The sequence below is a fragment of the Dysgonomonas sp. ZJ709 genome (genome assembly GCF_011039195.1).
Classification (GTDB): Bacteria; Bacteroidota; Bacteroidia; order Bacteroidales; family Dysgonomonadaceae; genus Dysgonomonas.
On record NZ_JAAKEM010000001.1, the window covers coordinates 59916 to 84729 of the forward strand.

A 24814-nucleotide genomic window follows, 5' to 3' on the forward strand; every position below is an offset into this window, starting at 1 on the left:
TGTTAGGAATCTTGTATTTTGTTCAGTTCATGCATTAATTTATAGAGTAAGCCATCAGTTAAAAAAACGGTGGCTTATTTTTTATTAACCTCACATTGCATCTATTATGTTCTAACTGATTTTTTGAAAATAAGTTGCAAACTTCTTGCTCACTTATAGGCTGTTTGTGCACTATTTAAGCCATTTTTACGAACTTAAAGAATTAACTTGTTTTTTTATGACAAATTGATCATTTTAGTATTTAAATATTTCTCCTAATTGAAGATAAAGGCTAAATTTGTACTGCTATCAGAGAAATAGTTGTGTAGTTAACGAATTAACAAATTTGAAGGGCAAATAGCTATAATTTAATTCTTTTGTTCTTTCATACCAACATATAAAAACACTATGGGAAGAGAAATCAAATTTAGTCTTGTTTATCGTGACATGTGGCAGTCGTCAGGAAAGTACCAGCCACGTGTAGACCAATTAACTCAAATCGCACCGGTTATTATCGACATGGGTTGTTTTGCCCGTGTAGAGACTAATGGTGGAGCTTTTGAACAGGTAAACCTTATGTATGGCGAAAATCCAAATAAAGCTGTACGTGATTGGACTGCGCCTTTTAACAAGGTAGGTATCCAAACACATATGCTGGAACGTGGTTTGAATGCTTTGCGTATGTATCCTGTGCCAAAGGATGTGCGTCGTTTGATGTTTAAAGTAAAACATGCACAAGGAACAAATATTTCTCGTTCTTTTGACGGTTTGAATGATGCCCGTAACCTCGAATTATCTATTAAGTATGCAAAAGAGGCTGGTATGATTTCTCAAACAGCTCTTTGTATCACTCACTCTCCAATCCATACAGTAGATTACTATCTGAATTTTGCCGATAAATTGGTAGACTTCGGTGCAGAAGAATTCTGTTTGAAAGATATGGCCGGTGTTGGTCGTCCTGCTTTCTTAGGTAAACTTACTAAAGCGCTTAAAGATCGTCACCCGAATATTCCAATCGAATACCATGGACATACAGGCCCCGGTTTCTCCGTTGCTTCTATGTTAGAAGTAGCTCGTGCAGGTGCCGACTATTTAGATACTGCTATCGATCCATTGGCTTGGGGTATGATCCATCCGGATATTATTACTATACAAGCAATGTTGAAAGATGCAGGCTTCTCTGTGCCTGACATCAACATGAAAGCATATATGGAAGCTCGTGCTTTGACACAATCTTTCATCGACGACTTCTTGGGTTATTTTATTGACCCGTCTAACAAAATAATGAACTCGCTACTCGTGGGCTGTGGTCTTCCGGGTGGGATGATGGGGTCTATGATGGCGGATTTGCGTACAATGCATCCGGCTATCAATATGGCTCTTCGTAATAATGGTAAACCTGAAGTTTCGTTGAACGACTTGGTTGTTGAACTATTTCAGGAAGTGGAATATGTATGGCCTAAATTGGGTTATCCTCCATTGGTAACACCGTTCAGCCAATATACTAAGAATATTGCATTGATGAATATCTTTGCAATGGCACAAGGTCAACCTCGTTTCTCTAACATTGATAAAGATAGTTGGAATATGATACTGGGTAAAGCCGGACAGCTTCCTGGCAAATTGGATGATGAAATCATAGAGCTTGCTAAATCGAAAAATCTGGAATTCTATACAGGTAATCCGCAAGATGAATATCCGGACGAATTGGATAAGTATCGTAAAGAAATGGATGAGAACGGATGGGATTATGGTCAGGATGATGAAGAGTTATTCGAACTTGCTATGCATGATCGTCAATACCGTGATTATAAATCCGGTTTGGCTAAAGAGCGTTTCAACAAAGAATTGGAAACGGCAAAAGAGAAAGCCGGAGCTCCAATTATTGTGACTCGTCAGGTGGTGGATGTTCCTGCATTCGATGCAGAAGCTATTCAGGCTAAATATCCTGATGCAAAACCATTGCAGGCAACTATAAGCGGACAAGTTATCTGGCAGATAGATGTTGCTGATGTTTCTACAGCTCCTGTAATCGGTACGCCGGTAAAAGAAGGAGATGTTATTTGCTTTATCCAAACATATTACGGTATAGAGGAGGTAAAAGCATTGGCATCGGGTAAAATTCTTCAAATAGAAACTAAGCAAGGTGCTAAGGTTCAAAAGAATCAAGTGCTAGCTTATATCGGTTAAAAAGATCAACCTTTATATATTGAAAGCGGGGGAAGGATTTTATCTTTCTCTCGTTTTTGTTTTTATCTCAATTATCCGTTTCTTTGTCCGAATAATACAATCCCGATGCTTTATTTAAAAGAAGAAATATCAGATACAATACTAGGTGTATGGCAAATAGAAGAATCGAAAGAAGAACTTTTGCATTTGTTAGGCCATCACGATTGGTTGGGAGGAATTCTTTCTATTAAATCAGAATCACGTATTTTGGAAATGCTGGCTGTCAGGGTATTACTCAAAGAGTTGGCAGGTGACGAAAAAGAGATTGTTTATTACCCATCGGGTCGTCCGTATCTAAAAGATGCATCATGCAATATTAGTGTTTCACATACTAAAGGCTATGTTGCGGTGGCTCTTAATCAACATCATAAAGTTGGCATTGATATTGAGAAGATCTCGGATAAAATAAGACGTGTTCAGTCACGTATTATCTCAGAAAGAGAGCATATCGATAAGGATAACGAGTTGATACATCTACTGCTTCACTGGTCAGCAAAAGAAGCAATGTTCAAGTTGCTGGATGTGGAGGGAGTAGATTTCTTAAAGCATTTATACATACATCCGTTTACGCCACAAATAAGAGGCTGGTTTAAAGCCTCGGAAAGCAGGACGAATGAGGTACATAATTTTAGTGCCTTCTATCAGGTAGAGACTGATTTTGTGTTATCTTATCTCATATTAGATAATTAACCCCAAAAGAATTCGAACTCGAAATCTAGACTGTTATAAGCTTCTTGTTTCAACAGATCCTGATCGTCTTTATATATAGATACTTTCTCCAAAATCAGGTTGGCTTCATCTTTCGATTGACGGCCAATATGTTTTAGGATTAGCAAAGCTGAATTTCTCAGAAATGTATTTTCAGTTATAATATCTTCCCAGATATGTGAAAAGTAATCAGCAGTGAGTACCCCTTCAAATTTCTTTGTCAGTAGTAGTCTTACTAATAACCAATAGCCTGATGTGCGTATATTTTCGTCTTCACTATTTCCCCATGCTATTGCCAGCTGATCGGCAAAAGGAAGCTCTTGGAATAGATTGAGGCATACTTGCTCTCTCATTTCCTGATTAGGGATTTCAGTAACCCATCTGTTCGCCGTATCGGGCGAGAATTTGTCAATAGGGAACAGAAACGTTGATAGAATTTTCAATTCGCGGGTCTCTTCTTTCCAAAGAGTTTCGGCTAACTCTGCATTCGCTTCGTATTGTCCTGCCAAATCTTTGATTTGCTGAATGACTAATCCGAAGTTTAATTTGTAAGTAAGTCCACGTTCGCGCATGCTTGCAGAAGCCATGCCGTTCATAGCCATACGGCAACGAGTGCGTATGTCTCTAATAATATCTTCTTGTTTCTCCATTTCTTATATTTCGAAATCCACTGCTTTTCTATCAGCTACAGCTTCTTTTACAAATGGAAGTACAGCTTGGTGTAAAGGATGATTTTGGTAAGTATCCAACGACTCCTTAGTTGCCAGTTCAGAATATAGCGCAACATCATAGTTAGCTCCGCCTAAGAAATCGATACCTACTTCTATTTTAAGCAAACCATCTATTTTACCGCTAAGGGCTTCGAGTTTTTCTTTGATTAATAGGGCATTGGTTTCTTTATTATTACCATGCGCTTCCTCTTTGAGTTTCCAGAATACGATATGTTTTACCATGTTGCTTTTTGATTTATAAGTAGGCAAAAATAGCGATTAATGAGATCATAAGCAAGATATTCGGCTATTGAATTTTATTCTGTTTAAATATCAATTATCAAAACGAATATGTCAATTATTGATACGTGCAACAGGTTGCATCACCTATATTTGTTAACATGTCTTACTATTGAGAAATCTAAATACATCCTACTATTATGAAGAATGCATTAACCATCATTATTGTATTATTATTCTTTTCCTGTAATTCAGGAAATATAGATGATACACCTTCTGGTATCAATGATTTTAGCAGCTTAGAGAAAGAGTTTGCCGATCCATCGAAAGAATATCGTACTGCACCACTTTATGTGTGGAATACGAAAGTGACAACCGGTATTATAGACAGTACTCTTACCGATCTGAAAGCTAAAGGTTTCGGTGGTGTATTTATCCATCCTCGTCCGGGTATGGTTACCGAATATATGTCCGACGACTGGTACAATCTGTACAAACATGCAATAGCTAAAGGTAAAGAGTTGGACATGAATATTTGGATATATGATGAGAATTCTTATCCGAGTGGTTTTGCAGGGGGACATGTGCCCGCCGAAATGCCCGAAAGCTACAATCAGGGTGGGGGATTGGAGATGCTCAAAGTAGAGGTGTTACCCGATACTGTATCTCAATATTATCTGTGTCTCAAAGACGAGAACGGGCAGATGGTCGATATAACTGCTAAAGTGAAAGACGAGCAGGGAAAGAAAGGCACATATTATCTGTTCGCGAAAACCTACGAACGGAAATCTCCGTGGTATGGAGGATTTTCGTATGTGGATCTATTGTATCCGCGAGTTACTCAGAAATTTATAGAGATAACAATGGATGGCTACAAGAAGCATATAGGGGAAGAATTCGGTAAAACGGTTCCCGGATGGTTTACCGATGAACCTAATATTAATACGACGGGCGGTATTCGTTGGACTCCCGATCTGTTCGATGTGTTTCAAAAAGAATGGGGCTATGATCTAAAGGTAAACTTACCATCTCTATATGAAGAAACAGGTAACTGGAAAGAAGTTCGCCACAATTATACGCAAACATTACTACAATTATTTATAGATCGCTGGGCGAAACCGTGTTTTGAATACTGCGAGCAAAACAATCTGGAATTTACAGGTCATTATTGGGAACATGGCTGGCCCGATGTGGGTCATGGCGGTGATAATATGGCAATGTACGCATGGCATCAGACCCCTGCAATCGATATGCTTTTCAATCAATTCAACGAAGAATCGCCGCAAGCACAATTTGGAAATATAAGAGCAGTAAAGGAATTGGCTAGTGTTGCCAATCAGATGGGGAATAAAAGAACGCTAAGCGAAACCTATGGCGGTGGCGGTTGGGAGGAAACTTTTACCGATCTTAAGCGATTAGGCGATTGGGAATATGTATTAGGTGTCAATTTTATGAATCAGCATTTAAGTCATCTCACCATATCGGGTGCGCGAAAATACGACTATCCACCCTCATTCTCTGCTCATACACCTTGGTGGCCTTATTATAAGACGCTGAACGATCACTACGCGCGTCTGTCAATGGCATTATCATCGGGTCAGCAAAAGAATGATATTCTCATATTAGAACCTACCACCTCGGTATGGCTTTACTATTCTTATCGAAGAAGTAATCCCGAATTAATGACTATTGGAACTAACTTCCAGAACTTTGTTACAACACTGGAAAAAGCACAAGTAGAATATGATCTCGGTTCGGAAAACATTATCAAAGATCAGGGAAAGGTAACTAACAATGGTTTTGGTATCGGGAAAAGAAATTATTCGAAAGTTGTGATTCCTCCTTTAACTGAAAATCTTGATCTGGCTACATTTAACTTGCTGAAAGAATTTTCCGCAAATGGTGGGATTATCTTAGCTTTCTCTAAACCAACATTGCTAAATGGTAAAGCGAGTAAAGAAGTAACAGATTTTTTCGCTGAAGGTAAAGCTATAACCTATCTTCAAGGTCTTAGTCCTGCTACCATCAGTGAATATTTTGGATCACCTAAAATATCTTTTGCAGATGTTCAAGGGGGCAATTTATTACACCACCGCCGCGAAATGAAAGACGGTAATGTTTTGTTTCTTGTAAATTCCAGCTTGGATGAGGCTGTCAAAGGAAAAGTCTCGATAGTCGGTAAGGATGCTGTGGAACTGAATACACTAACGGGTGAAATGCTCGATTATACTGAAATAGTTAATGGAGATAAAGTTTCGATAGATTATAATATTCCTCCTGCGGGCAGTCTGCTTCTGTATGTTTTCGATAAGAAACAAGATAAGTTTGAGCCTTCGCCTAAGAAAGCAAATAAATATGAGCCTGTAGTTGCCAAAGGTGAGGTGAAAGTGAAAGCTGATAAGGATAATATACTAGCTATAGACTTCTGTGATTTATATCTTGGTAAGGATATATTTAAAGATATACACATGTTCGATGCTGCCGATAAGGTGTTTAAGTATCATGGCTTTGTAGATGGTAATCCATGGAATACATCCGTGCAATACAAAGACAATATAGTAAAGAGGGATACATTCCAAACGGGAGGCTTTAAAGTGATTTATAAATTTGCCATCGATGGAGACTTCGATATGTCTGCTATGCAGGCGACTATCGAAAGATCGTGGTTGTATAAGATATCGCTGAATGGCAAAGAAATTAAAACTGAGCAAGGTGTTAGTCCTATCGATCCTCAAATGAGAGTGTTCAATATAGGAGGCATAGTGAAAAAAGGGGAGAACCAATTAGTCCTCGAATTATCACCAATGAAGATCATGGCTGAAATAGAGCCTATCTATATATCGGGTGCGTTTGCTGTAAAACCGATAGCCAAAGGTTTTGCGATAATAGCACCACAATCACAGTTAAATCTTGGTAGCTGGAAAGAACAGGGTTTACCATTCTATGGACAAATCGTTACATATAGTAAAGCATTTGAGATTCCGAAAATGGAGGGTGTATATCGTGTAAGTTTAGGCGAATGGGCTGGCTCTGTTGCCGAGGTATTGGTTAATGATAAATCGGCAGGGTTGATTATAACTAAGCCTTATAATATCGATGTAACTAAGCTTATGAATCAAGGTGAAAATAAAGTAGAGATAAAGATCGTTGGTAGTAATAAGAATTTGTTAGGACCATTTCATAAAGCTCAAAAAGGTATTGTAGGACCTTGGCAATTCAGGGGTGTTCCTGCTTACCCGGCAGGTAATGCTTACGATCAATTGGATTATGGTCTGATGACTGATTTTAATTTAGAGGTTGGTCAGGTGAATTGATTTAGGGCGTTTTAAATATAGAAAAGCCTTGCAGTTTTAAGTATTCTGCAAGGCTTTTCTATACTTGGTAATAAGTTTAACGTGAGTTCGACATAAGCATCATATGATTATGAGTCATTGTCTGGTGTCTATCTTTCGTCTATTCTGCCATCCCGATACGTAGTGAGAGATCTGTTATCTTGTAACAAGGTGTCTCACTACGTATCGGGATGACAAAATCTTTATTACATTTTGTTGTTCCTTCCCTTATATCGAAGTCACGTGAGTTTATTATTTTTTAGAAAAAGTCTTAGGATATTCCACAGGATATAGCTTTTCTCCACCAAGTAAACGTATATAAGTAGAAAACTCTCGTTTGCCTTCTTTCATTTCGATAACACGGCAACCATTCTTGCCGAGGTTGTTGTAAACTGTTTTACCACCCGAATAACGACCATAAGCAAGATATATATTGTAGTATTCACCGATGTAATCATTATCGTGATCATGTCCTACAAATGTGCCCATCACATCACCTGCCTGACGCATTGCTGCAAACATCCCCGAATTTAGTTTTCCATTACATTCATCTTCTCTTTTTTCTCCGATTATCTTTGCATCCTTAGCAGTAGTCATCAATGGATACTCAGCAAGTGGAATGTGGAAAAATGCCAGAGCAGGATAAGGTTTCCCATTATTGTTTTTGGTATAAGCAGCACTTTGATTAGTGTACCATTGTATCTGGCTCAGTCTCATCCAGTCGTAGCTTCCAAGATTCTTTATTGGGGTGTATGCTCCCGAATCAAATAAATAAAGAAGAGTTTTTAGCTTTTCATTTTTCTTATCTTTCACTTCTAATATATAGTTACCCACACCATCAAGACTTTCGTCTCCTGCTTGTGCTAGACAATATGGTTTTTGCACCACATAATCCATTAATTCTTGTCGCGACATACCAAATTCATCATCATGATTGCCAAAAACATAAGCCCAAGGTATCCCTCTTTCTATAACCGGAGCAAAGACTTCATCTAGTCCTTGTTTTACAGGCTTAGCCCATATAACATCGCCTGTGAATATAACAAGGTCTGGTTTTTCGGCATTTAATACTTCGTTGATTAGTTCTATTGCAACTGCCGATTCAGGTTTCCCTTGTTTGTAATGAACATCTGTGAACTGGATTATTTTAAAATCTCCGCTTGAGTTGAATTTCAATGTTTTTTCTTGTGCTTGCGCCGAATAAGTAAATAATAGCAAGCAAAAAGCTAATAGTAATTGTCTCATGATTAAATTTTATTTGAAAATTAGATTTTGAATACTGCTAAATTACTAAAAAAGAGAAGATGGTAAAGCCTTTTTAGTTGCAAAAAGGGTTAATTAGCTGACAGTTCTCCAAAAAGTCAAAAAAAAGTAAATTAAGATTTGACAATATCATTTTTTTTATATCTTTGCAAATACATAAAGAAAGAAAAGATGCAGTTTCAATTATTAAATACATATTGGTGGTGGCGTTCTCAACTCAAAAAGTCGTGAGCAGAATCGCTATGTATTAACTAAATTGAATGAAAATAGAATACAAGGCCTATCGTTACTCACGATGGGCCTTTTTTATGAACAAGAAATAAATAAAAACAAAATATAATGGGAAAATTTGACGTCGATAGCAATGGATTTTATGGAGAGTTTGGAGGGGCTTATATCCCTGAAATTCTTTATGATAATGTTGAAGATTTGAAGAATACATATCTGAAAGTATTGAATGATCCTTCGTTTCAGAAAGAGTTTCACGATTTATTAAGAGACTACGTAGGTCGTCCGTCTCCACTTTATCTGGCAAAGCGACTTTCCGAAAAATACGGATGTAAAATTTATCTTAAGCGTGAAGATTTAAATCATACAGGTGCTCATAAAATAAATAATACAATCGGTCAGATATTGCTTGCCCGTCGTATGGGTAAGACTCGTATTATTGCCGAAACAGGGGCAGGACAACATGGTGTAGCCACTGCTACTGTATGTGCCTTGATGGATATGGAATGTATTGTATATATGGGTAAGACAGATGTAGAGCGCCAGAATCTGAACGTACAAAAAATGGAAATGCTTGGTGCCACAGTTATACCTGTTACCAGTGGAAACATGACATTGAAAGATGCAACTAACGAAGCCATTCGAGACTGGTGTTGTAACCCATCCGATACGTATTATATTATAGGTTCTACCGTAGGGCCTCATCCTTATCCCGATATGGTTGCTCGTTTACAATCGGTAATCAGTGAAGAGATTCGTAAACAATTGCTTGAAAAAGAAGGGCGTGAGACTCCCGATTATATGATAGCATGTGTTGGCGGAGGTAGCAACGCAGCCGGAGCAATCTACCATTTTATCGATGAGCCTGATGTGAAAATAATACTTGCCGAAGCTGCCGGAAAAGGTGTAAATTCCGGAGAATCAGCCGCAACTATTCACTTAGGAAAAGCAGGAATTATTCATGGCAGTAAAACCCTGATTATGCAATCGGAAGACGGACAAATAGAAGAACCGTATTCTATTTCTGCCGGACTCGACTATCCGGGTATAGGACCTATGCACGCTCATTTAGCAAAGACAGGACGCTCGGAAGTGCTTGCTGTTACCGACGATGAAGCAATGGAATACGCATTCGAATTGACAAGGCTTGAGGGCATCATACCCGCTATCGAATCGGCACATGCGTTAGGTGTATTAGGGCAAAAGAAATTTAAGGCAGATGATGTTGTTGTTCTATGCCTATCTGGACGTGGCGATAAGGACATGGAGACTTATATCAAATATAATGAAGCTAAAAGCTAAAAATATGAACTATAATATAAAGGTAAAAACGACAAAGCTACTTGCCGATCTACAAACACCGGTAGGTATCTATCTTAAGGTACGGGATATATACCCCGAGTCGGCATTGTTGGAAAGTTCCGATTATCATGGTGGTGAGAATAGTTTTTCTTTTATCGGTATTGACCCGATCGCTCGGTTCAAGGTGGAAAAAAATCAAATTACGACGACCTATCCTGATAATACAATTAAGCACCAGGTATTGCTTGACAATGAAAAATTAACTGACAAATTCAACGAATTTATTCATCAATTTAATGTACAAGGCGAAAACGCTACAAACATCAATGGCTTCTTTGGTTATACTTCGTATGACGCTATCCGCTATTTTGAAGCCGTAGATCCTATCAATAAGAAACTGAATAATTCCGATATCCCTGAATTTTATTATATTCTTTACCGTTTTATTTTGGTTATCAATCATTTGAAAAACGAATTGACAATTGTAGAAAATATCGCAGAAGGAGCACAGGCAGAATCATCTAAACTCGAAGGCATCTTGGCGAATAACAATATCGCTTCTTACAATTTCGAAGCAATAGGTAACGAGCAATCGATGATTACCGATGAGGATCATAAAGAGATGATAGAAAAAGGTATTGCTCATTGCAAACGTGGCGATGTATTCCAGATCGTATTATCGAGATGTTTTACCCAACGATTTGCCGGCGATGATTTTAAAGTGTATCGCTCGCTCCGTTCCATCAACCCATCGCCTTACTTATTCTACTTCGATTTCGGATCGTTCCGTATATTCGGTTCATCGCCCGAAACTCATTGCCGGATTCAAAAAGGGAAAGCATATATAGACCCTATTGCGGGAACTTATTTCCGTACAGGAGACGACGAAAAGGATCGTATCTTATCAGAAGCTTTACTTAAAGACGAGAAAGAGAATGCAGAGCATGTAATGCTTGTCGATCTGGCTCGCAACGACCTTAGTCGTAATTGCCACGATGTGAAAGTCGATTTTTATAAAAATGTACAATTCTACTCGCATGTTATCCATTTGGTATCACGTGTTAGCGGTATTGTAGATAAAGACAAAGATAGTATATCGGTTTATGCCGATACTTTCCCTGCGGGTACTCTTTCGGGAGCGCCTAAGGTGAGAGCAATGCAATTGATTCGCGATATAGAAAAACAAATGCGGGGTGCTTATGGTGGTTGTATCGGTTATATCGGATTCAACGGCGATCTTAATCAGGCAATAACGATACGTACCTTTATGAGTAAAAATAATACACTCCATTATCAGGCAGGTGGTGGTATCGTATCCAAATCGAACCCCGATACCGAAGTGATGGAAGTGAAAAATAAGCTTGGAGCATTGAAAAAAGCTGTGGATGCAGCCGTGAATCTAAAAAATTAAGAAAATGAAAATATTAATATTCGATAATTACGACTCATTCACATACAATTTGGTACATCTTGTGAAATCGCTTGGTTATACAGATGTCGATGTGTATCGTAACGATAAGATCAGCCTTGCGGATATAGCGAAGTATGATAAAATCATCCTGTCTCCCGGTCCCGGTATTCCATCCGAAGCAGGCTTATTACTCCCTCTGATAAAAGAATATGCGGGCAAGAAACCAATTCTAGGCGTTTGCCTCGGTCATCAGGCAATAGGAGAGGCTTTCGGGGCTAAACTGATTAATCTGGAAGATGTATATCATGGCGTAGCTACACAAATAAAAGTTATACAATCCGATTGTCTATTTGACGGATTGGACAATGAGTTCGAAGTGGGTCGCTACCATTCGTGGATTGTCGATCCTCAAAACTTACCCGACTGCATTGAAGTAACAGCAGTAGACGGGAGTGGGCAGATCATGGCATTGAAACATAAAGAGTATGACATACACGGTGTGCAATTTCATCCCGAATCGGTGTTAACCCCTGTGGGAGAAACTATAATAAAGAATTTTTTAACCTACGAATCAAAATAATTAGAAAACATGAACAAGAAAATTTTATTAAGCGAAAACGATATTCCTACGCAATGGTATAATATAGTGGCAGATATGAAGACTAAGCCTCTTCCTCCACTTAATCCAAAAACTAAAGAGGTTATAGACCCCGCTGATCTGGAGCCTATTTTTGCAAAAGAATTAATCGATCAGGAATTATCACAAGAAAGATGGATCGATATTCCCGACGAGGTAAGAGAGCTTTATAAAATATGGAGACCGACCCCGCTTGTTAGAGCTACCGGTTTAGAAAAAGCGTTGGGTACACCTGCTCACATCTATTTCAAGAACGAAGGTGTAAGTCCTATCGGTTCTCACAAATTGAACTCTGCGTTGCCTCAGGCATATTATAATAAAAAGCAAGGTATTAAACGCCTTACTACCGAGACAGGAGCCGGACAATGGGGTACAGCATTAAGCTTTGCCGCAAGTGTATTCGGTCTTGAATTGGATGTATATATGGTAAAGGTTAGTTACGAACAAAAGCCATATCGCCGTTCGATGATGCAAACTTGGGGAGCGAATGTAATACCGTCGCCAAGTAACAAAACCGAAGCGGGTAGAAGTATTCTGGCTAAAGATCCCAATAATTCGGGTAGCTTGGGTATTGCGATATCCGAAGCCGTGGAAATGGCACTTAAAGACGATGATACGCGTTATACGTTAGGCAGTGTGTTGAATCACGTATCACTTCACCAGACGGTTATCGGCTTGGAGAGTGAAAAACAAATGGAGATAGCAGGCGAATATCCTGATATTGTAATCGGTTGTTTCGGTGGCGGATCAAATTTCTCAGGGATCAGTTTCCCATTCTTACGACATAAAATCCTTGATGGAAAAGGAATTCGCATAATTGCTGCCGAGCCTGCAAGTTGTCCTAAACTGTCGAGAGGTAAATTCGAATATGATTATGGCGATAGTACTGGTCTTACTCCTTTGTTGCCAATGTACACACTCGGTCACGACTTCCAACCGGCGGATATCCATGCAGGAGGATTGCGTTATCATGGTGCAGGCACAATTGTTAGTCAATTGCATAAAGACGGATTGGTTGAGGTACAGGATATTCCTCAATTGGAAACATTCGAAGCCGGACAGCTATTTGCAAATACGGAAGGAATTATCCCTGCTCCCGAATCGACTCATGCTATTGCAGCCGCAATCAGAGAAGCGTTGAAGGCTAAAGAAGAAGGAGTGCAAAAGAATATCTTGTTTTGTCTGTCTGGTCATGGACTGATTGATATGAGTGCTTACGATCAATACCTGAGCGGCACAATGACAAATTTCAAGTTGACCGACGAAGATATTGCCAAGACAACAGATACGTTAGAGAAATTAGCCCCCTAATCCCCCTGAGGGGGATTAGGGCAATAAAATAACGTGAGTTCGATATAAGGAAGTATATCTATGTATTTAAATACCAATGCTATTATCTTGTATTTCGTGTTCTTCGTGATAAATCTTAGAGTCCTTTGTGGTAAGAAAAGACATTTAAACCACTAAGAACACAATGATTTACACCAAGTTTACAAAAGGATATACACAAATATCTGTTATTCAATATACTTTATGTCGAACTCACGTTAAAATAGTAATGATAAATAATAATAGTAAAATCAAAGCCTCCCTTATAAGGAGGTTGGAGTGGCTGATATGAAACAAATACTAAATAGACTTTTTGAGCATCAATACCTCAACCGTGACGAAGCGAAAGAGGTAATGACCAAGATGGCAGCAGGAGAATACAACGAATCGCAAATAGCCGCTTTTATAAGCGTATTTCTGATGCGTAGTATCAATGTCGATGAATTTCTCGGTTTTGCCGATGCTTTGCTCGATCTGCGTACCAATGTAGACGCTTTAGTTCCTTACAATCCGATCGATATCGTAGGAACGGGAGGCGACAACAAAAATACGTTCAATATATCCACACTTTCGTGCTTTGTTGTTGCAGGCGCAGGATATAAAGTTGCAAAACATGGTAACTATGGTGCGACTTCTGTTAGTGGGGCATCTACTGTAATGGAACAGCATGGTGTGAAATTCACGAAAGATATAAGTAAACTCGAAGAGTCGTTGGATAAACTGAATATTGCTTACCTGCATGCACCATTATTTAATGATGCGTTAAGAATAGTAGCACCTGTGCGTAAAGCATTGGGGGTACGTACATTCTTTAATATGTTAGGACCGATAGTGAATCCGATCAAACCCAAAAGGACTGTATTAGGGGTATTCAATCTTAAAATGGCTCGTATGTATTTCTATACATATCAGCAGACCGATGTGGATTATTCGATAGTACATAGTCTGGATGGGTATGATGAAATTTCGCTTACGAATGACTTTAAGGTTATCAACAAGTTTGGCGAGAGTATTTATTCACCCGAAGACCTTGGCTTTAATCGTTGTACAGACAAAGATCTGGATGGTGGCACAACGAAGGAAGATGCGGCAGTAATCTTTAGCAGTGTCATAAATAATACGGCTACCGAGGCGCAGAAAAATGCAGTTATAGCTAATTCGGCAATTGCTATTCAGACAATAAACTCAAATCTATCTCTTGAAGAATGTATTGCACAGGCTCGCGAGTCGATAGATAGTGGCAAAGTGAAGATTCTGTTTAAAAAGTTTATCGAATTAAACAGTTAATTATTTGTTGATAAAATCATAAAACTTATGGAATCAAATAATATTACTCATTGCACTTCATTAGATGAAGTTCGTCTCAATATAGATAAGATAGACAAAGCTTTGGTGAAGCTTATAGCAGACAGAAGCCGCTATGTGGATCAGGCTGCGCAATTTAAAAAGACAACGAACGATGTTATTGCAGGAGACAGGGTGAGCTTGGTAATTAATAAAGTAAAATCATTAGCAGAACAGCATAGTTTAGACCCTTCTATTGTGGAAAAGGTATACAGGACAATGATTAGAGTTTTTACGGAAGAAGAGCTTGCAAAACAAAATCGATTATATAGTGATATGAAAAAATCATATTATTAATAGAGTTTTAAAAAAGATAAAATGAAAAAAGTTCTGATTATAAACGGACACCCTGACAGAGAAAGTTTTTGTCATGCTTTACATCAAAGCTATAAAAAAGGGAGTTTAAGTAAAGGTAGCGAAGTACAAGAAATAGCTCTTGCCGACATGGTATTTAATCTCAATCTGGCTTATGGATATAGAAAGCGTACAGAATTGGAGCCCGATATGTTAGAAGCTTGGGCAAAATTGCAATGGGCTGAGCATATTGTATGGATCTATCCTACATGGTGGGCTTCTATGCCCGCTATTTTGAAAGGATTTATAGATCGATTGTTTCTCCCTGGATTTGCTTTCGAGTACCAAGAGAAATCTCCTTTTCCTAAAAAGCTATTAGTGGGTAAAACTTCCGAAATAATCAGTACAATGGATTCTCCTGTCTGGTATTATAAATGGATAGTCGGAGATATTGGCGGTAAACTTATCCGTAAAAATATCGGGGCATTTTGTGGAATAAAAAATATGCGCACCACTTATCTGGCGGTTATGAAAACATCAACCGTTGAGCAAAGAGCTAAGTGGCTGGATAAGATAGAAAGAATAGCATCTAAATAAATTATATATATAGGTCTTTTGATAACATAGTATAATTGATGGAAACCGAACAATTACCACTCAAGCGCATACGTTTAGCAGTCTTTGCATTTTATTTTTGCCAAGGCTTATGTTTCTCTAGTTGGGCGAGTCGCATACCCGATATTAAATCGTTTCTCAGTCTTGACGATGCAGCTTGGGGAACAGTTTTATTTATGATACCGATAGGGCAGGTTTGTGCTATGACAGTATCGGGACTTCTTGTTTCGAAATTGGGGAGCAGAAATATATTGTTGTATGCCTTTCCATTATATTCGCTAAGTTTGTTGGCTATAGGTTTGTCAACTACTCAATATTCGTTGATTTTGAGCCTTGTGTTTTATGGAATATGTGGTAACTTTTGTAATATATCATTGAATACGCAAGGTGTCACAACAGAGGATTTATACGGAAAATCTATAATGTCTTCCTTTCACGGAGGGTGGAGTCTGGCAGGATTTACAGGCTCATTGATCGGACTTTTAATGATAAATCTGAAACTTAGTCCGTTTCAACATTTTATTTTCATTGTTATTCTGGTAAACTGTATTGTGTTCTTTAATCATAAGTACTTGCAACCGGATATGAAAAGGGTAAGAAGTAACCCTGAAGAACAACATGCTAAAAAACGGAATAAACCTGAAAAATTTCTATTTATGCTCGGCATTGTCGCATTTTGCGGAATGGCAGCCGAAGGTAGTATGTTCGATTGGAGTGGAATCTATTTTAAAGATGTGGTGAAAGTACCAGAATCGCTTGTTCCGATCGGATTTACAGCTTTTATGATAATGATGGCATCGGGGCGTTTTATTGCAGACAAGGCTATAAGGAGATGGAGCAGAATGCGGATCATACAAATGAGCGGATTTTTAATTTTTGTTGGCCTGCTCATTTCAGTTGCCTATCCACATATTATTGTGACCACTATCGGTTTTATGATTGTAGGATTGGGCACATCGAGTATAGTGCCTACAATATATAGTATTGCCGGACAAAAAACAAGGATACCGACAGGTCTGGCACTGACAATCGTATCGAGTATCAGCTTTCTTGGATTCCTTGCAGGACCGCCATTGATAGGCTATATTTCGCATGTAACCAGTTTGCGGTACTCGTATGCAATGGTTAGCTTGTTAGGGATATGTATTATAATACTTGTGTCACAAATAAGAGTGTTTAAAAAAGATAAGACAGAGATCGTCGAGAATGTAGTAATTAATGAATAATCAACCCAACAGATATGGACAATATACTAGATAAGATAATAGCAAATAAGCGTATCGAAGTAGCGCAGCAAAAGAGTGTTATCAATATCGCTGAATTAGCAAAGAAGATTACCGATACTACGAATAAGTATTCTTTTAAAGAATCTCTTTTAAATTCTTCCACGGGAATTATATCCGAATTTAAGAGAAGATCACCATCTCGTGGATGGATTTTCGAGAGTGCCAAGATCGAAGAAGTTATTCCTTTCTACTCTAAAAATGGGGCGAGTGCTATATCGGTACTTACCGATTTGGATTTCTTTGGTGGTACGCTCGCCGATTTGGAACTAGCCCGTAGTATAACCGAAACTCCCCTTCTGCGTAAGGATTTTATGATAGACGAATATCAGCTTTATCAGGCAAAAATATATGGGGCGAATGCCATATTGCTTATTGCATCCGCATTGTCGGTTGACGAAACAAAACAATTGGCAGCTAAAGCAAAAGATTTAGGCTTAGATGTTTTGTTAGAAATACATAACGAAAAAGAGTTAGACCATATAAATGATAAAGTGGATGTGGTAGGAGTAAACAACCGCAACTTGAGCACTTTCGTTACAGACATACAAATATCGTTCGATTTAGTAGAAAAGATACCCAATGAATTTGTAAAAATATCGGAAAGCGGAATTTCTCAACCTCAAACAGTAATCGATTTGCAAGAAGTCGGATACAGAGGTTTCCTGATGGGAGAGAACTTTATGAAAACCGACAATCCGGGTAAAGCGTTGGATGATTTCATTAAGCAGTTGAAATGAAAATAAAAGTTTGCGGGATGAAAGATCCCCAAAATATAGAGGCTCTAGGCAAATTGCCGGTCGATTTTATGGGATTGATATTCTATCCTAAATCTCCACGATATATTAACGATTTAGACCCACAGGTCTTGAATGTTTTGCCTAAAACAATAGAGAGGGTAGGAGTATTTGTGAATGAAGATATAGAGGTCGTATCAAAGCAGATTGCTAAATACAATCTAAATAAGGTTCAACTGCATGGGCAGGAATCTGCTGAATATTGTTCTCAATGCAAAAGCTTATCTGATGTTGAGGTGATTAAAGCATTCAATGTATCGGAGGAAAAAGACTTTGAGCAGACAAAAGAATATGAGACTGTTTGCGACTATTTCTTATTTGATACAAAAACAAAGCATCACGGTGGATCGGGTCTGAAATTCGATTGGTCTATCTTAGAAGCATATAAAGGTGAAACACCTTTCCTTTTAAGCGGAGGAATATCGGTAGAGGATGTCGAAAACATCAAGTCGCTATCTCTTCCAAAACTATATGCTTTAGATTTAAACAGTAAGTTCGAGACAGAACCCGGAATAAAGGATATTCCATTAATAGAGAAATTTATAAAAGAACTAAGATATGAATAGAATAAAACAACTTTTCGAAAGTAAGCAAAAGGATATACTTTCCATCTATTTCACAGCAGGGTATCCGCAATTGAATGATACATGCGATGTGATTCGTGAGTTGCAGGCTAACGGCATCGATTTGATTGAGATAGGCATCCCTTTCTCCGACCCGATGGCAGATGGGCCGACAATACAGGCTAGTGGCACAGTAGCCCTTCGCAATGGTATGACTCTAAGAATACTATTCGACCAGTTAAAAGACATTCGTAAAGATGTAACGATACCATTAATCTTGATGGGCTATTTAAATCCGATTATGCAATATGGCTTTGAGGATTTTTGTAAGAAATGTAAGGAAGTGGGTGTAGACGGAGCTATTATTCCCGATCTGCCTTTCAAGGATTATATTGAAGAATATAAACCGATAGCAGATAAATATGATATCAAGATAGTAATGCTTATTACTCCCGAAACTTCGGATGAGCGTGTTCGTCTGATAGATGAGCATACCGATGGATTTATCTATATGGTATCGTCTGCATCGACTACCGGTGCGCAAAAAAGCTTCGATGAAGGTAAACAGGCTTATTTCCGAAAGATCAATGGAATGAATCTGCGTAACCCTCGTCTTATCGGCTTCGGAATATCGAACAAGGCGACTCTTGACGCAGCGCAAGCTAACGCCAGTGGTGCGATTATTGGCAGTAAATTTATTACCTTATTGAAAGAGTCGGCTAGTATAAAAGAAGCGGTGAGCGAATTAAAGAAGAGTTTGGAAAGTTAATCGATAACTTAGAATTTATATAAGAGAGCTTGAATGTGAATATTCAAGCTTTTTTTTTGATACCTTTGTCTTTCAAAGATGTACAAAATAAATGTCTGAACCTCTTAAGAAAAAAACAGCAGTAGCTCTTACTTGGAGCTTTATAGATAAAGGTGGACAACAAGTTATCCAACTTGTGTTCATAATTATATTGGCTCGTTTGCTCTCTCCCGACGATTTCGGATTGGTGGCTGTACTGGCTATTTTTACCGCTGTAGCTAACTTGCTCCAAGAGAGTGGATTTTCATCAGCACTCATTCGTAAGAAAGAGGTCTTGAATCAGGAATATAGTTCTGTTTTTTACTTCAATATTTCGATCAGCATATTTCTCTATATTGTATTTTTCTTTTGCGCACCATTCATTAGTGCATATTATGATAAACCGATACTGACCAATCTGTCACGTTTTATATTCCTTTCTTTCGTTTTTAATGCGTTAAGCATTATTCAGAACGTGAATTTGGTACGTAATATGGATTTTAAGACTAATACCCGAATCACTCTTTTAGCAGGTTGTATATCGGGCATAATTGCCATAACGATGGCATTCAATGGCTTTGGAGTCTGGAGCCTTGCTGCACAATTGGTAATGCAAAGTTTCTTGCGAAGCGTATTTCTCTGGATTTTTATCAAGTGGAGACCACAGGGTGGCTTTGCATTTATCCATATCAAGCGGATGTCGTCTTTCAGCATAAAGGTTTTACTGACAGCTATTCTCAATCAGGTTTGTAGTAATATCTATGCTATTATTATAGGTAAATATTTTTCGATATCCCAGGCGGGTATTTATGGTCAGTCTAGTAAATTGAACAATATACCTCAATCGGTGATCAGCGATGGCATTAAAACTGTTGCATACCCTTTGCTTACGCAGATAAACGATGATGAAAGAGGGATCAGGGTCTATCGGAAAATAATGCGCATTACAGCATTTATATCGTTCCCTATTGCGCTGATAATGATTATTATGGCAAAGCCTATTGTTGTAATATTGCTACCCGAAGAATGGGTCGATGCAATTCCCATCTTACAGATATTAGCGGTTGGAGGATCGGTATTCCCATTATATAGCCTTATAGCTACCCTTCTTCAACATAGAGGGAAGTCGGGGCGATTCTTTATTATCGAATTGATACGTAATATTCTATCTCTTTCTTCTATTCTGATATCTATCCGATATGGCGTTTTAGGATTGGTAACGGGAGTAAGTATTGTCAATATTTTAGCCTTTTTTATAGGGTATGTGTTTGTAGGTCGGGTTACAACCTATAAGCTGAAACATGTATTATCGGATATATTTCCCTATATCTCAATTGCAATTATATCTTTTGCTCCACTCTATTTTTTTAATAGAATAATTGAGAATAATTTCCTGCTATTGGCGGTACAGTTAATTTTAGGTACAGGGATATATATATTGATCGTAAAACTTCTGGGGTCGAAAGTGCTGGATGATTGTATCAATCTGATAAGGAGAAAAGAGCAGGATTAATTTTATTTCATACGAATGGTTACAGTTATATTATCGGGAGGATTAGGCAATCAGATGTTTCAATATGCAGCGGCTAAGGGATTAGCAAAACGTTTGAATACATCTGTGGCTATAGATTTATACGCTCTTGAAAAGAAGACTCAGACTACTAACCGATTGTATACCCTTGATATCTTTAATATAGATGAAAAGATTACTTCATCACTTAAAAGTAAGCTATTCGTAAAAGCCCGCCCCTTTATTCAAAAACACCGCCCGTTCTTTCAACAACTGGGATTCTTTTCCGATCGATGGGCTATTTTGTATGAACCGAAGTTCGAGACGTTAGGAGGTAATATTTTTATGTCGGGTTATTTTCAAAGCGAGCGGTATTTTAAAGAAACAGAAGAAGACATTCGACGTGATTTTACGTTCAGATATCCTCTTGATGGCAAGAATTTAGAATTGTCAGAGGAAATTAAAAATACAAACTCTGTTGCGGTGCACATTCGTCGCGGAGACTATGTTACAGATAAAAGTGCAGTTAATAATTTTGTAACTTGCGATAAAAGTTATTACGAAAAAGCTATTGAAATTATCTGCACGAAGGTGGTTAATCCTGTATTTTATATCTTTTCCGAAGATTTTGATTGGGTGAAAGAAAATCTTAGCTTTGGTGATGCTCCTATTCATTATGTTAGAGGAAATAGTAGTAATAAAAGCTATATTGATCTCCAACTGATGAGTTTGTGCAAACACAATATTATAGCAAACAGCACTTTTAGTTGGTGGGCTGCATGGCTCAACAATAACTCGGATAAAATAGTCATAGCACCCGATAAGTGGTATGCTGATGAGAATAAAAACGAATTACTGGATGAATTTTACCCGAAAGGGTGGATCAAAATATAATTAAAACAATGCCTAAAGTTTCTATCTTAATGCCTGTCTACAATGCCGAGTTATATATTGCTCAGGCTATTGAAAGTATCATTACCCAGACCTTTACCGATTGGGAATTGATACTTATCAATGATGGCTCAACTGATAGGAGCGAGGCAATAGTATCGAAGTATAAAGACAATCGGATTTATTATTTGAAGAATACCGAAAATATTGGCTTGATCAAAACGCTTAATCGTGGTATCGATTATTGTGGCGGTGAATATATTGCCCGCATGGATGCCGATGATATTTCTTTTTGTGACAGATTGGAAAAGCAGGTGGAATTCTTAGATAAGCATCCTTCGCATATTATGTGTGGAACAAATGCTTTGGTTATAAATAACTTTAATGATGTAACAGGTCGGATAAGGAATCTGGCAAGTAATAATCTATTACAGATAAATCTGTTATTCTCCGATCCTTTTGTACATCCGAGTATGATGTTACGCCGTGATATCTTAATAAAGAACAGGTATGACGAAAGATATAAGCATGTCGAGGATTATGAATTGTGGTGTAGGATTGCTAATCTGGGAGAAATAGCGAATCTTAAAAAAGAACTATTTTTATATCGTTGGCACAATTCGAATGTATCCGTTTTGAATGCAGACACACAAAGCAAACTGAAAGACAAAATTATTGCCGATGGATTAAAAGATCTCGGTATTCAGCCGAGTGACGAAGAGCTATATTGTCATAAAATTACATTTCAATTATATGCTTTAGGTAAGAAACAAGAAGTCTCGATAGATCAATTTGATAATGTAGCTGCGTGGTTCACCAAGCTGGCTCGCCAGAATAAAATGAAGAGGAAATATAAACAATCTGATTTTATCGCATTCCTTTGGAGTCGGTGGGCTGTTTTATGTATCTCTCAGAAAAAATATAGCAAGCTGTTCTTTCCTAAATTTGCTTCATACAAACCAATTGTATTAGCAAAATTAATAAAACAGGTTTGCTTCTTAAGTCGTAAATAATGAAACAAGATATAGAAGATTTAAGTGTATATAATCCCGAAGGTTCTGAGCTAAGAATATTGCAACTGAAAATGTTTGATATTCTTGTTTCGGTAACAGATATCTGCAATAAACACAATATTCCCTATTGGATAAGCGGAGGTACATTGCTTGGCGCAAAACGGCATGGCGGATTTATCCCATGGGACGATGATATCGATATCGAACTCATGCGCACAGATTATAAGAAGCTGCTTGAGATATTGCCTAAAGAGTTGCCCGATAATCTATACCTACAAACACCGAAAGAGAAAAGCTATCGATTGCTATTTTCGAAAGTAAGAGATCGATTCTCTATTGTCTATTCCGAAGAGGAAGATATGGCTTGTTATAAAGAAAAGGGCATCTTCATCGATATATTTTCCGAAGAGAGGAGTTACAGATGGCTTAAGAATATCGTGGACTTCTTTTATGGTCGATCATTCAGGCGGTTGAAGCGAGGGCGACCTTTCCATTCGGTGAAATATTTCTATGAATATTCAGTTTCGTTGTTATTATATCCTATCGGAGTTTTTTTGATGTGGATCGCACACCTGATTTGTGCGGTTACCAAACCTGACAATATTTTGCACAGTTATGGTATCGGTAATTCAACGAATCATAATGCGCAATATATGTTCCCCTTAAGCAGAATTGAGTTCGAAGGGAAGCTCTTTTCAGCTCCTAAGGATGTTGATAAATACTTGACTAAGCAATACGGAGACTATATGAATATTCCACCTAAAGATAAGCGGCTTACGCACTTTCTTAAAGTGGAATATCTATGAAATAATCTTAGACTTTAATTAGTTTCGGATATTATTTGTCCCTCCATTTTCTGAGCTTTCTTTACTTCTTGTGGATTGGTAGGATCGACATTATATTTATCTAAAGATGGAATGACCAATCTTGTACCGATTGGCACATTATTAGGATTTCGTATCTTCGATTTATTCTCCTGATAGATATATACCCAAAAAGATTTATTCCCATAGTATTTTAGAGCAATCAAACGAAGGGTTTGCCCTTCTTGAATTGTTTCTTCGCCAAGGCTCTTACTATTGGTATTAGAATTTATTCCCTCTTCATTAACTTGCCCTTTAGCCTTCTCTGGCTCATTTGGAATTGAATCTTTTACGGTATTTACCGTTGATGCTATATTTATTGTATCTGCTTTTCTTGGATTAAGATTATCCTTTTGTTCGGTTATTATTGCAATATCAATAGGTTCTTTGCCACTAAAGAATCTGGATATTTCGTTAAAGAATAAGCCTCCTATCGTAAAGCAAGTAAGCATAATTACAATAAAGAAGCCAAGATAGATATATCTCCATTTTCGGGAAGATTTCTTCGATGACTGATATTCGTCTTCTATATCTGTATCTTCTAAAAATGTAGTAATTTCTTTTTTCTCATTTTCTACAATTGGGAGTTCTGTTCCCTCTTCCTTTATTATTACAGCATCTTCTTTAGAGTCTGATATATCTGATCTACGATCATGTGTAGAATCTTCCTCCGGGCTTTGATCTTCGATTATAATAGCATCTTCCGCCACCTCCTCTTGTATTTTATCTTCAGGCTTAGGATTCTCATTAACGATTTCTTCTATGCTATCTTCCTCTAAAATTGTTACCTCGTCCGTACTGTTGTACTCATCATTTCCGTCGGCATTGAATGCCTCATCTTCTATATTGTCAAAAGAAACACCATCTTCCAAGATTATACTTTCGAAATGAGAGAATGGTCGGTTGACAGCTTCGCGAAGAGATTTATCGGGAGCGAAGCTTAACTTATAATGAGCAGCTATTTCTATGGCTTCGCCCGTATTAACGTCTACACTTCGGCGAGAGTTAACTTTCACCAATTTGAACGTGCCAAAATCTTTAATCTTTACAGGCTCGTTTTTTTCTATATTTTCTGTGATGAGTGCAATTAATTCGCGCAAAAATAATTCTGCATCTTTCTTCGTAACCTCCTGCTTTTTAGCTAAAAGGTCGATTAAGTCCTGTAGTGTAAGTCGCTCATTCATTTACCTCTATCTTTTTAAGGTTATCTTTTATAGTCTGTCCCGGGCGGAAAGCTAATGTAATCTTTGGAGGAATGAGAAATCGCTGTTTCGAAACAGGATTTACAGAGATGCGTTCACCTTTTTTCTTTGTTTCAAACAAACCAAAACCTTGAATATTGATAGAATTGCTATCTTCAAGATTCGTATTAATAATGGATACAGTAGCATCAAGTGTATCTGATGTTTGCCGTTGTGTCCACACTAAGCGTTTGGCTAAGGCAGCTATTAATTCCTGGTTTGTCATGGGTCTGCGTATTTAGAAT

At 37.9% G+C, this 24814-nt stretch carries 23 protein-coding genes; 18 read left to right on the top strand and 5 right to left on the bottom strand.

The genetic code is table 11. From position 1 onward, the window contains the following. The first annotated feature begins 387 nt into the window (after positions 1-387). Both G7Y56_RS00270 and G7Y56_RS00275 read left to right on the top strand, forming a co-directional pair. On the top strand, positions 388-2169 hold the full coding sequence (locus tag G7Y56_RS00270) for a biotin/lipoyl-containing protein (RefSeq protein WP_165020322.1): 1782 nt from the start codon (positions 388-390) through the stop codon (positions 2167-2169). Between the two features lie 105 nt (positions 2170-2274). Further along, on the top strand, positions 2275-2898 hold the full coding sequence (locus tag G7Y56_RS00275) for a 4'-phosphopantetheinyl transferase superfamily protein (protein ID WP_165040147.1): 624 nt from the start codon (positions 2275-2277) through the stop codon (positions 2896-2898). Here the strand turns inward: G7Y56_RS00275 and G7Y56_RS00280 are convergent. After that, positions 2895-3566, bottom strand: coding sequence for a DNA alkylation repair protein (locus tag G7Y56_RS00280; RefSeq protein WP_255498592.1), 672 nt, complete (start codon positions 3564-3566; stop codon positions 2895-2897). The two genes, G7Y56_RS00275 and G7Y56_RS00280, sit on opposite strands and share 4 nt — an antisense overlap. A 3-nt stretch (positions 3567-3569) precedes the next feature. Next, the gene (locus tag G7Y56_RS00285) at positions 3570-3869 is read right to left on the bottom strand and encodes a Dabb family protein (RefSeq protein WP_165040149.1); all 300 of its coding nucleotides are present in this window, start codon (positions 3867-3869) and stop codon (positions 3570-3572) included. 197 nt (positions 3870-4066) lie between these two features. On the opposite strand from G7Y56_RS00285, the gene G7Y56_RS00290 reads away from it, so the two are divergent. Beyond that, complete coding sequence (locus G7Y56_RS00290; protein WP_165040151.1) at positions 4067-7180, top strand: glycosyl hydrolase; 3114 nt, start codon at positions 4067-4069, stop codon at positions 7178-7180. 270 nt (positions 7181-7450) lie between these two features. On the opposite strand, the gene G7Y56_RS00295 is transcribed toward G7Y56_RS00290, so the two are convergent. After that, positions 7451-8443: a metallophosphoesterase family protein gene (locus tag G7Y56_RS00295; protein WP_165040153.1), complete on the bottom strand. Its 993-nt coding sequence runs from the start codon at positions 8441-8443 to the stop codon at positions 7451-7453. A gap of 357 nt (positions 8444-8800) precedes the next feature. On the opposite strand from G7Y56_RS00295, the gene trpB reads away from it, so the two are divergent. From trpB to G7Y56_RS00370, 15 genes are all read left to right on the top strand, one after another. Further along, entirely contained in the window at positions 8801-9991 is a 1191-nt protein-coding gene (trpB, locus tag G7Y56_RS00300) for a tryptophan synthase subunit beta (protein ID WP_165040155.1), read from the top strand. Between the two features lie 4 nt (positions 9992-9995). After that, positions 9996-11402 carry an anthranilate synthase component I family protein gene (locus G7Y56_RS00305; protein WP_165040157.1) on the top strand — a complete coding sequence of 469 codons (1407 nt, stop codon included), beginning with the start codon at positions 9996-9998 and terminating at the stop codon, positions 11400-11402. Between the two features lie 4 nt (positions 11403-11406). Further along, positions 11407-11982, top strand: a complete 576-nt coding sequence (locus G7Y56_RS00310; protein WP_165040159.1) for an aminodeoxychorismate/anthranilate synthase component II — start codon at positions 11407-11409, stop codon at positions 11980-11982. A 9-nt stretch (positions 11983-11991) separates the two neighbouring features. Then, on the top strand, positions 11992-13350 hold the full coding sequence (locus tag G7Y56_RS00315) for a TrpB-like pyridoxal phosphate-dependent enzyme (protein ID WP_165040161.1): 1359 nt from the start codon (positions 11992-11994) through the stop codon (positions 13348-13350). Between the two features lie 306 nt (positions 13351-13656). Then, the gene (gene trpD, locus G7Y56_RS00320) at positions 13657-14655 is read left to right on the top strand and encodes an anthranilate phosphoribosyltransferase (protein WP_165020331.1); all 999 of its coding nucleotides are present in this window, start codon (positions 13657-13659) and stop codon (positions 14653-14655) included. A 27-nt stretch (positions 14656-14682) separates the two neighbouring features. Continuing rightward, the gene (locus G7Y56_RS00325) at positions 14683-15009 is read left to right on the top strand and encodes a chorismate mutase (protein WP_165040163.1); all 327 of its coding nucleotides are present in this window, start codon (positions 14683-14685) and stop codon (positions 15007-15009) included. Between the two features lie 21 nt (positions 15010-15030). Beyond that, positions 15031-15603: an NAD(P)H-dependent oxidoreductase gene (locus G7Y56_RS00330; protein ID WP_165040165.1), complete on the top strand. Its 573-nt coding sequence runs from the start codon at positions 15031-15033 to the stop codon at positions 15601-15603. Positions 15604-15641: 38 nt separating this feature from the next. Continuing rightward, positions 15642-16847, top strand: a complete 1206-nt coding sequence (locus G7Y56_RS00335) for an MFS transporter (protein WP_165040167.1) — start codon at positions 15642-15644, stop codon at positions 16845-16847. A gap of 14 nt (positions 16848-16861) precedes the next feature. Next, complete coding sequence (trpC, locus tag G7Y56_RS00340; RefSeq protein WP_165040170.1) at positions 16862-17644, top strand: indole-3-glycerol phosphate synthase TrpC; 783 nt, start codon at positions 16862-16864, stop codon at positions 17642-17644. Continuing rightward, positions 17641-18267 (top strand): phosphoribosylanthranilate isomerase, encoded by a 627-nt coding sequence (locus G7Y56_RS00345; protein ID WP_165040171.1) that lies wholly within the window; start codon positions 17641-17643, stop codon positions 18265-18267. Before trpC ends, G7Y56_RS00345 begins: the two co-directional genes overlap by 4 nt. Next, on the top strand, positions 18260-19033 hold the full coding sequence (gene trpA, locus G7Y56_RS00350; protein ID WP_165020337.1) for a tryptophan synthase subunit alpha: 774 nt from the start codon (positions 18260-18262) through the stop codon (positions 19031-19033). The genes G7Y56_RS00345 and trpA overlap by 8 nt, the downstream gene beginning before the upstream one ends. A gap of 91 nt (positions 19034-19124) precedes the next feature. Then, a complete protein-coding gene (locus G7Y56_RS00355) occupies positions 19125-20564 on the top strand; it encodes a lipopolysaccharide biosynthesis protein (protein WP_165040173.1) in 1440 nt (479 codons plus the stop codon). Between the two features lie 15 nt (positions 20565-20579). Further along, a complete protein-coding gene (locus tag G7Y56_RS00360) occupies positions 20580-21455 on the top strand; it encodes an alpha-1,2-fucosyltransferase (RefSeq protein WP_165040175.1) in 876 nt (291 codons plus the stop codon). Positions 21456-21463: 8 nt separating this feature from the next. Continuing rightward, positions 21464-22465, top strand: coding sequence for a glycosyltransferase family 2 protein (locus G7Y56_RS00365; protein WP_165040177.1), 1002 nt, complete (start codon positions 21464-21466; stop codon positions 22463-22465). Then, on the top strand, positions 22465-23271 hold the full coding sequence (locus tag G7Y56_RS00370) for a phosphorylcholine transferase LicD (RefSeq protein WP_165040179.1): 807 nt from the start codon (positions 22465-22467) through the stop codon (positions 23269-23271). Before G7Y56_RS00365 ends, G7Y56_RS00370 begins: the two co-directional genes overlap by 1 nt. A gap of 14 nt (positions 23272-23285) precedes the next feature. On the opposite strand, the gene G7Y56_RS00375 is transcribed toward G7Y56_RS00370, so the two are convergent. Further along, a complete protein-coding gene (locus tag G7Y56_RS00375; protein WP_165040181.1) occupies positions 23286-24512 on the bottom strand; it encodes an HU family DNA-binding protein in 1227 nt (408 codons plus the stop codon). Continuing rightward, the gene (locus G7Y56_RS00380) at positions 24505-24795 is read right to left on the bottom strand and encodes an HU family DNA-binding protein (RefSeq protein ID WP_165040183.1); all 291 of its coding nucleotides are present in this window, start codon (positions 24793-24795) and stop codon (positions 24505-24507) included. The genes G7Y56_RS00375 and G7Y56_RS00380 overlap by 8 nt, the downstream gene beginning before the upstream one ends. Positions 24796-24814: the final 19 nt, after the last annotated feature.

Bases quoted from the DNA above. Each gene is read 5' to 3' on its own strand.
- G7Y56_RS00270 (WP_165020322.1), top strand. From the start codon at position 388: ATGGGAAGAGAAATCAAATTTAGTCTTGTTTATCGTGACATGTGGCAG.
- G7Y56_RS00275 (WP_165040147.1), top strand. From the start codon at position 2,275: ATGCTTTATTTAAAAGAAGAAATATCAGATACAATACTAGGTGTATGG.
- G7Y56_RS00280 (WP_255498592.1), bottom strand. From the start codon at position 3,566: ATGGAGAAACAAGAAGATATTATTAGAGACATACGCACTCGTTGCCGT.
- G7Y56_RS00285 (WP_165040149.1), bottom strand. From the start codon at position 3,869: ATGGTAAAACATATCGTATTCTGGAAACTCAAAGAGGAAGCGCATGGT.
- G7Y56_RS00290 (WP_165040151.1), top strand. From the start codon at position 4,067: ATGAAGAATGCATTAACCATCATTATTGTATTATTATTCTTTTCCTGT.
- G7Y56_RS00295 (WP_165040153.1), bottom strand. From the start codon at position 8,443: ATGAGACAATTACTATTAGCTTTTTGCTTGCTATTATTTACTTATTCG.
- trpB (WP_165040155.1), top strand. From the start codon at position 8,801: ATGGGAAAATTTGACGTCGATAGCAATGGATTTTATGGAGAGTTTGGA.
- G7Y56_RS00305 (WP_165040157.1), top strand. From the start codon at position 9,996: ATGAACTATAATATAAAGGTAAAAACGACAAAGCTACTTGCCGATCTA.
- G7Y56_RS00310 (WP_165040159.1), top strand. From the start codon at position 11,407: ATGAAAATATTAATATTCGATAATTACGACTCATTCACATACAATTTG.
- G7Y56_RS00315 (WP_165040161.1), top strand. From the start codon at position 11,992: ATGAACAAGAAAATTTTATTAAGCGAAAACGATATTCCTACGCAATGG.
- trpD (WP_165020331.1), top strand. From the start codon at position 13,657: ATGAAACAAATACTAAATAGACTTTTTGAGCATCAATACCTCAACCGT.
- G7Y56_RS00325 (WP_165040163.1), top strand. From the start codon at position 14,683: ATGGAATCAAATAATATTACTCATTGCACTTCATTAGATGAAGTTCGT.
- G7Y56_RS00330 (WP_165040165.1), top strand. From the start codon at position 15,031: ATGAAAAAAGTTCTGATTATAAACGGACACCCTGACAGAGAAAGTTTT.
- G7Y56_RS00335 (WP_165040167.1), top strand. From the start codon at position 15,642: ATGGAAACCGAACAATTACCACTCAAGCGCATACGTTTAGCAGTCTTT.
- trpC (WP_165040170.1), top strand. From the start codon at position 16,862: ATGGACAATATACTAGATAAGATAATAGCAAATAAGCGTATCGAAGTA.
- G7Y56_RS00345 (WP_165040171.1), top strand. From the start codon at position 17,641: ATGAAAATAAAAGTTTGCGGGATGAAAGATCCCCAAAATATAGAGGCT.
- trpA (WP_165020337.1), top strand. From the start codon at position 18,260: ATGAATAGAATAAAACAACTTTTCGAAAGTAAGCAAAAGGATATACTT.
- G7Y56_RS00355 (WP_165040173.1), top strand. From the start codon at position 19,125: ATGTCTGAACCTCTTAAGAAAAAAACAGCAGTAGCTCTTACTTGGAGC.
- G7Y56_RS00360 (WP_165040175.1), top strand. From the start codon at position 20,580: ATGGTTACAGTTATATTATCGGGAGGATTAGGCAATCAGATGTTTCAA.
- G7Y56_RS00365 (WP_165040177.1), top strand. From the start codon at position 21,464: ATGCCTAAAGTTTCTATCTTAATGCCTGTCTACAATGCCGAGTTATAT.
- G7Y56_RS00370 (WP_165040179.1), top strand. From the start codon at position 22,465: ATGAAACAAGATATAGAAGATTTAAGTGTATATAATCCCGAAGGTTCT.
- G7Y56_RS00375 (WP_165040181.1), bottom strand. From the start codon at position 24,512: ATGAATGAGCGACTTACACTACAGGACTTAATCGACCTTTTAGCTAAA.
- G7Y56_RS00380 (WP_165040183.1), bottom strand. From the start codon at position 24,795: ATGACAAACCAGGAATTAATAGCTGCCTTAGCCAAACGCTTAGTGTGG.